At 49.2% G+C, this 6699-nt stretch carries 7 protein-coding genes and 3 tRNA genes; 1 reads left to right on the forward strand and 9 read right to left on the reverse strand.

The genetic code is table 11. The features are described 5' to 3' along the window. From ACR0P9_RS05720 to ACR0P9_RS05730, 3 genes are all read right to left on the reverse strand, one after another. Positions 1 to 1172: sensor histidine kinase (locus tag ACR0P9_RS05720; protein ID WP_432618162.1), on the reverse strand; the 1172-nt coding region annotated here is incomplete at its 3' end. A 6-nt stretch (positions 1173 to 1178) separates the two neighbouring features. Next, positions 1179 to 1865 carry a response regulator transcription factor gene (locus tag ACR0P9_RS05725; RefSeq protein ID WP_432618174.1) on the reverse strand — a complete coding sequence of 229 codons (687 nt, stop codon included), beginning with the start codon at positions 1863 to 1865 and terminating at the stop codon, positions 1179 to 1181. 36 nt (positions 1866 to 1901) lie between these two features. After that, positions 1902 to 3242: a hypothetical protein gene (locus tag ACR0P9_RS05730; RefSeq protein ID WP_432618164.1), complete on the reverse strand. Its 1341-nt coding sequence runs from the start codon at positions 3240 to 3242 to the stop codon at positions 1902 to 1904. A gap of 172 nt (positions 3243 to 3414) precedes the next feature. Here ACR0P9_RS05730 and ACR0P9_RS05735 point away from each other — a divergent pair. Next, positions 3415 to 3498, forward strand: a tRNA-Leu gene (locus ACR0P9_RS05735). 319 nt (positions 3499 to 3817) lie between these two features. Here ACR0P9_RS05735 and ACR0P9_RS05740 read toward each other — a convergent pair. The 6 genes from ACR0P9_RS05740 to ACR0P9_RS05765 all read right to left on the reverse strand — a co-directional run. After that, positions 3818 to 4432: a M50 family metallopeptidase gene (locus ACR0P9_RS05740; RefSeq protein WP_432618166.1), complete on the reverse strand. Its 615-nt coding sequence runs from the start codon at positions 4430 to 4432 to the stop codon at positions 3818 to 3820. Positions 4433 to 4488: 56 nt separating this feature from the next. Continuing rightward, positions 4489 to 4573: transfer RNA gene (locus ACR0P9_RS05745), tRNA-Tyr, on the reverse strand. Positions 4574 to 4597: 24 nt separating this feature from the next. After that, positions 4598 to 4673: transfer RNA gene (locus ACR0P9_RS05750), tRNA-Thr, on the reverse strand. An 87-nt stretch (positions 4674 to 4760) separates the two neighbouring features. Next, positions 4761 to 5456, reverse strand: a complete 696-nt coding sequence (locus ACR0P9_RS05755) for a helix-turn-helix domain-containing protein (RefSeq protein WP_432618168.1) — start codon at positions 5454 to 5456, stop codon at positions 4761 to 4763. A gap of 223 nt (positions 5457 to 5679) precedes the next feature. Continuing rightward, a complete protein-coding gene (locus tag ACR0P9_RS05760) occupies positions 5680 to 5844 on the reverse strand; it encodes a hypothetical protein (RefSeq protein WP_432618170.1) in 165 nt (54 codons plus the stop codon). Next, positions 5841 to 6699, reverse strand: an 859-nt coding sequence (locus tag ACR0P9_RS05765; RefSeq protein ID WP_432618172.1) for a hypothetical protein, incomplete at its 5' end; no start/stop codon positions are given. The genes ACR0P9_RS05760 and ACR0P9_RS05765, both read right to left, overlap by 4 nt.

Below are 6699 nucleotides of genomic sequence, written 5' to 3' on the forward strand. Positions count from 1 at the left end.
ATCTGATCCGGAATATCATATTCGAGCTGGATATTTTCCTTTTCCAGCATGTTTTCATACATATAGACCGCTTCATACAGCTCTGCACCGACATCGAACAGCTCCATATTCAGCTTCATGCGGCCGGATTCCAATCGGGTAAAATCAAGCAGCTCTTCGACCATCTGGGTCAGACGGCGGCTCTCCTTCTGGATGATGCCCAGACCCATGATGACCTCTTCCGGATCCGTTGCACCGCCCGCAATCAATGTATCACTCCATCCGCCAATCGCTGTCAGCGGGGTGCGCAGCTCATGCGAGACCGAAGAAATAAAGTCATTTTTCATGCGCTCGGCGCGGCTGATTTCCTCCGACATGTGATTGATGGTATCGCACAAATCACCGATCTCATCGTCATAGACCTTGTGCAGACGCATTCCGTAGCGTCCAGCCGCGATTTCTTTGGCAATGATATTGATTTTCATGACCGGTTCGACAATGGACTTGATAAAATAGCGATTGGACAGCTCAACAGCCAGCGCAAAAAATGCGCCGAGCATCAGACAAGCCAGCACAATGAAGATAATCTGCCGCTGCACCAATGCCATCGAAGAAATACAGCGCACGCAGCCAATCAAATTGCCATTGGTATCATACAGCGGTGCGGATGCCGAGATAACCCGTTCGCCAGACACACTGTCTTTGCCCATCCAGACAATCGTTGCAGCTTGCTCCAAGCACTGTGCGGTATCCTTGGTGCCCGGTTCCGATCCAATCGTCGTAAAAGAAGACGACGACGACAAAATGCTGCCGGAACTGGAAATAATCTGAATCTCCAGCTTGTCCTTGTCCTCCATATTGGCGACAAAGGATTCGCTCGCAGAGAGAAACTGGTCATAACTGGAATTGAGAAATCGATTGATGAAGCTCGCGGACTGTGTGACGCGCGTGTACAAATTCTGCCGAATGTTATTGTAATAATAGCTGGCGGAAATCGTCGTCACGAAAATCGTCACAATCGCAAGCGCTGCCATGATGATGGTCATGGAGTTCATCGTCCAGCGGCCTTTCAGACCGCCGTGTGCGTGCTGCACGCGTATTTCGCGCGGACCGTTGTCTCCATCCTTTTTTGCTTTGAATTCCTGCGAAATATCAGGCAGTTCTCTGGTATCCGCAGTTACTTTTTTATCCATAGAACCTTAATCCTTCCACATATAGCCGAAGCCGCGCACGGTCGTGATATGCTGCGGGGACGCCGGATCATCTTCCACCTTGATGCGCAGACGACGAATATTGACGTCTACAATTTTCAGCTCGCCGGAATAGTGCTTGCCCCAAACCGCGCCGAGCAGCTCTTCTCGATCCATCGCTCTGCCGCGATTTTCCAAGAAGGTTTTCATCAACGAGAACTCAACCTGCGTCAGATCCACGCGCTTGCCGTTTTTCTTCAGCTCTCTCGCGCGCATATCCAGACAAAATGCGCCGCTCTGAATGGTCTCTGTGGTAAACGAGTGCAGACCCAGACGACGCACCAGCGCATCGACACGGGCGGTCAGCTCCAAAACAGAGAACGGCTTGGTCACATAGTCATCCGCGCCGGTCATCAGACCGGTTACTTTATCGGATTCCTGGGTGCGGGCGGTCAGCATAATAATGCCGCCCTCATAGCCCTCACCGCGCAGGGTGCGGCACACTTCGTAGCCGTCGATACCCGGCAGCATGACATCCAGAATACAAACCGCGACATCGGTATTTTCCTGATATTTTTCCAGTGCCTCTTCGCCGCTTCCCGCCTGTACCACCTCATAGCCTGCTCGCTTGAGATTGATTACCACAAAAGCGCGGATGTTTTCTTCATCCTCCAGCACCAAAACTTTTCGCGTCATCATTGTTGTTTTTTCTCCTTTTCTCACCCATCCGCATTATTGCGACCATTCATTCACAACAACGCAGAACGCATCTTCAATCTGTTTCTGAGACAGGGCAAGGCTGCTGTTTGTATTTCCCAGCTTTGCCGCATAGCTAATATCGGATGTTGAGCCGAGATCAATCAGTCCCTGTTGTTCTGCCTTCTGCTCACGCCCGTCACCAGTAAAGACATACAGCGTCAGCAGCGGCGTATTTTCGCCCTTTGGCGTGAATACCGTCTGATTGACACCGGTTCCGCTGTTGGCACTAATCGTAATATTTCTGCGCCATTTTTCCGGGAATTTGAGCATCCAGCCCTCTGTCGGGCTCTTATAGGTTGTCAGAACCAAATTGGCTTTGCCCGTGCTGTCAAACTGATACCAATCCATCAAGCTGTTGATGTCCGAGCTGCTCGTCTCACCGAGCACGCTGTCCGTCACGCGCACCGCGCTGGAAGCATCCGGCGATGGCTGCGGCACTTCAATCGCAGCATCACTGTCAATGTCCTCACAGAAGTACAGCGTTGTCGCACGATACGTCGATGTACTGGAGTTCTGCGACAGATTGCGCAGGGTTGTGTTGTTTTTGTCCAGCACGTAAATATCCGTCTGCATTCCGTTGTCGTTTTCAATCTTGTTATCCACAAAGACCGCCTGCGTGCCGTCCGGATTGAGCTGACCCGCCTGCAAATTGGCGACGGTTTGGGCATCCTGCGAAGCATAGGCCTGTGACAGCAGGCTCATTTGATGGTCGGCATAGGAATACACCTGTGCCGTCTTGCGCCCTGCGCCCTCATAGGACAGCGTAAACAGCTCTTCTGTGCCATCCTGATCGAGATCGGCAATGGTATAATCCGTGCACGTCGTATCGAGCAGTTCCTTGAGCTTTCCGTCCTGAATACTGTACACGGTCAAGCCCTTGCCAACGCCGCCGGACAGCGTCCAAGTCAATGTAAACAGTCTCTGCTTGCTGTTATTCACACGGATAAAGTCCATGGCACCGATTGCCGTACCGGGACCCTCGACGCTTCCCAGCTCTTGATATTCGTCGTTTTCCTTGGTAAAGGCATAGACGTAAATCTTTCCGCCGGATTCATCGCGCAGAAAAGCAATCGCTTCCTTGCTGTCATTTCCGTTAATATCTGCAAACGTCACGGCATTGCGATAAGAACCGCTCTGCGGGGCAGCATACGTCATTTTTGTGCCCATAATCTGTTCCAATTTGTTTTGCAGCAGCGTATACTCCTGTGACGGCTTCGGTGTTTGCAGCAAATCATCTCCGCCGGAAATGATCTGGCAGCCACTGAGCAGCACCGCACACAGCAGCAATGCCACATAGTTTTTCAGTCTTTTCATCATTCTGTTTCCTTTATCGTCTGTGCACGATTTTGTGCCCATCGTTTTATCTTCACAAGTACTTTTATTGTAGCATATTTTCCGGTATTTGAACACTCCCGCCCAAACAAATTTCCCGTTTTTGCTTGACAATCCAGAACAGCCTATGCTAGGATATTACTGTTATAGGTATGCGGATATGGCGGAATTGGCAGACGCACTAGATTTAGGTTCTAGCGGGTTTCCCGTGCAGGTTCAAGTCCTGTTATCCGCACCAAACAGAAAAACACCTCGAATCGCAGGATTCGGGGTGTTTTTTGTTCCACCAATATAGGTAAAAGCAAAATTTTACATGGATTTTGGATTGAGGTATGTACTGAAATTTACACCGTATCAAATGAGACATTTCGATGAATTTTTCTTTTCTTTGATATACGATTTAAAATATTTCACAAACGTATTGACCTTCTTTCTGTCCAGTGGTATACTTAACAGGAAGGATTATATAATATATTGTTGCATCTCCCCGGATGGCAACCCCCACAATGATGGGACAATAACCGCTCAAGTGCTTACGTCTTGAGCGGTTATTATTTTTATGTAAAAATGTCGCTAAAAACCAGCTTCCAATTCATACCAGTCAACCATGCTAAAACATCTATGTCAGCAAGAAACAAAACAGCGAAAATCATCGCCGCACACACGGGCAGCCCCTTTGCGGCCACGCGCACATCCTGCCGACTCATGGTAGATTGGATAAAAATAGAAAACAGCATGTATCCCACCAAAATCGTCTGCCACGCACTGGTGCACATAGGCAAACCATATTTTCCCAACAAATACACAGTACAGCATCCAAATACCACCGGTGCAATCGAAACTAACGTGTATTGAATGGCGCACGAGCCGGGATACAATCGGCGCGGACGCCACACCACACAGCCCAATTGATCGCCCTGCGGATGAAACAGCTGCATCTGTTCTATTTTTCCACCCGTCAGCACCGCTACCAAGGCATGGGCACATTCATGATGCACCACACCAAGGAATGTCGCACGATTCGCAATAAACCAAGCGGTCTCTCCGCCCACCATCTCACCAATCACGCGGAGAATCGCCGTCCGAATGAGGTGAATCAAACAGCCAACCGCCGGAATGACAAGCAAAATGCAAATCGTTCCCACGAGTGCTGTCAATACTCGTTGTTCCATTGAAAATTCCTCCTGAGAGCAAAAACAAAAGAGAGTACGAATTGTACTCTCTTCTTTGGTGGGAGGTGGTGGATTCGAACCACCGAAGTCGTTGACAACAGATTTACAGTCTGCCCCCTTTGGCCACTCGGGAAACCTCCCATATTTACTTATCTTATGAAATCGTGGAGCTGGTGGACGGACTTGAACCCCCGACCTGCTGATTACAAATCAGCTGCTCTACCAACTGAGCTACACCAGCGTACCGCGTCTCATTCATCCGCCGCATCTCTCAGCGACTTGTTTATATTATCATGCTTTTCTGTATTTGTCAACACTTTCTTGCAAATTATTTTTTCTTTTTTGTCGTGCAGTCAAATTCTTCGATAGAATCCGACACATTCTGCAAGACTTGCAGCAAAGATTCTGCGTACTCCGGATAGGCTGTCGGCAGATTTGCCAGCGACAAGCTCGGCAGCTTGGCTTCTTCCTCTTCCAGACCCAGTGCACCGCCGCCCTGTGCCGCGCACTGAATGCGCAGTTCTGTCAGCTTCATGCGCGCATCACACAGCGCATCAAAGCGCGCTTCCTTGGTGCGGAATGCTTCTTCCGGATTGGCATCGTCTGCTGCATACAGATACCGAAACAGCTTATACTCTACCGCAGACAAATACATGGTCAGCTCATTGAGCAGCTGACGCGAGCCGGACTTTGCCGCCGCATCCAGCAGAATCTGTGCCGAATCGGTAATCAGCTTCTGCTTGCGAGCCAGCTCGGCATCCACTTCTACTTCTTCCGCATTTGCCGGTACCGGATTGGCTGCCATGCCGCCCTCGCGGGACAGGCTACGTCCCAGCAAATAGTCACAGGACACGCCATAGTAATCCGCAGCGCGCACAACAAAGCTGAGCCCCGGTTCCCGAAGCCCATTTTCGTAATGGCTGAGCAGCGCCTGCGAGACCTGAAGATCTCCTGCGGCAGTCCGCTGGCTTATTCTCTTTTCGCGGCGCAGCAGCGCCAAAGTACGGGAAAAGTCACTTGCCATGTATGCTTGCTCCATCTCTGTTCTAAACCCCTGCATCAAAATTTTGATACAGCTAGTATTTATAGTATACTGATTTTATAACTATTTGTAAAGTCTTGACAAAAAATTTTGCTGTATTTTCTTCGTTTTTTCTTGCAAAATCAGGAATTTTTCTCTAAATTTCTGTCGAAGCGTCGAACAGCACCCGCGAATTTCCGCAGGTGCTGCCCAATTTTTCTATTTTTTACCGATTGCGGTATCTCTCATACAGCAACCGAACCAGCACAAGCAGCAATACGCCGCCCGCCAGAATCAAAAATACAGGGATGAAATCCGTCCACAGCAAATTCGTGTTTGAGGTCACCATAACTGCGGTCGGGCCGTCTGCGCCGCCAATCGTAAACGTCATTGTACTAATCCTCCTGTTTTATTTACGTAACAATCACAAGTAATTTTTTCTCCGTCTTTGAGATAAACGTTTGCAGTTAGAGAGTGGAATATGCGCGTACTGTAAATCGCCGAATCTACGCTGTTCGTATATACTCTGGGAATGACAGCCGGAAGAAGTTTCGCAATGTCCGCCGGTTGCGTAAAGTCCTGGTACTCTTCTTTCCCGTCGTCTGATACGTAAAGAGAAACCGAGATCTTGGCAACATTGTCCACGTTGAATGTCTTTGGCATCGCATCGACATATTTGCGAATCAGCGAAAGCGTCTGGGTCTCATAGTCATAAATCGGAATGACAATCATATCATCGCCATTGGTATCGGAATTGGGCAAATCGCCGCTCTCATCGTTCGCCTGAATCTTGCATTTTCCAGTCGCACAAAGATAATATTCCGGCGCATGACTGTCCATGTATGCCTTGTCTCTTTGCAAAGACTCCTTCTGCAAGGTATCCAGTAAGGTGCTGATCGCCTGCTGATTGTCAATCTGTTTGCCCGCCGTGTACTCGTCTGCGGCATTGCCAAACACAGTAATCGCTTTGACCAGATTCTTTCGGCTCTGTGCAATCGCTTCCGGCGTATTGGTAGACAAATATTCCTGGGAATATCGCACTGCCTCGCCGTTGTCTGCCAGCTCTTTGTTATCTATCGGCATGATATACTGTCTGGCAAAGGTCTTGCCGTTTGCCAGCTGAAAACGAACCAAATACGTTTCATAGGCATTATCTCCGTTATTTGCCACTTCGTTGCGCTTGCTGGCAATCTGGCTGCGTCCATGTTTCATTGCCTCTGCGCCGAGCTGTGCGGAAGCATAAATC

This window comes from Butyricicoccus sp. (assembly GCF_050872565.1).
GTDB lineage: Bacteria > Bacillota > Clostridia > Oscillospirales > Butyricicoccaceae > Butyricicoccus_A.

What these genes read in the sequence shown, in the direction of transcription:
- ACR0P9_RS05730 (WP_432618164.1), bottom strand. Translation starts at nt 3,242, where the DNA reads ATGAAAAGACTGAAAAACTATGTGGCATTGCTGCTGTGTGCGGTGCTG.
- ACR0P9_RS05755 (WP_432618168.1), bottom strand. Translation starts at nt 5,456, where the DNA reads ATGGCAAGTGACTTTTCCCGTACTTTGGCGCTGCTGCGCCGCGAAAAG.
- ACR0P9_RS05725 (WP_432618174.1), bottom strand. Translation starts at nt 1,865, where the DNA reads ATGACGCGAAAAGTTTTGGTGCTGGAGGATGAAGAAAACATCCGCGCT.
- ACR0P9_RS05740 (WP_432618166.1), bottom strand. Translation starts at nt 4,432, where the DNA reads ATGGAACAACGAGTATTGACAGCACTCGTGGGAACGATTTGCATTTTG.
- ACR0P9_RS05760 (WP_432618170.1), bottom strand. Translation starts at nt 5,844, where the DNA reads ATGACGTTTACGATTGGCGGCGCAGACGGCCCGACCGCAGTTATGGTG.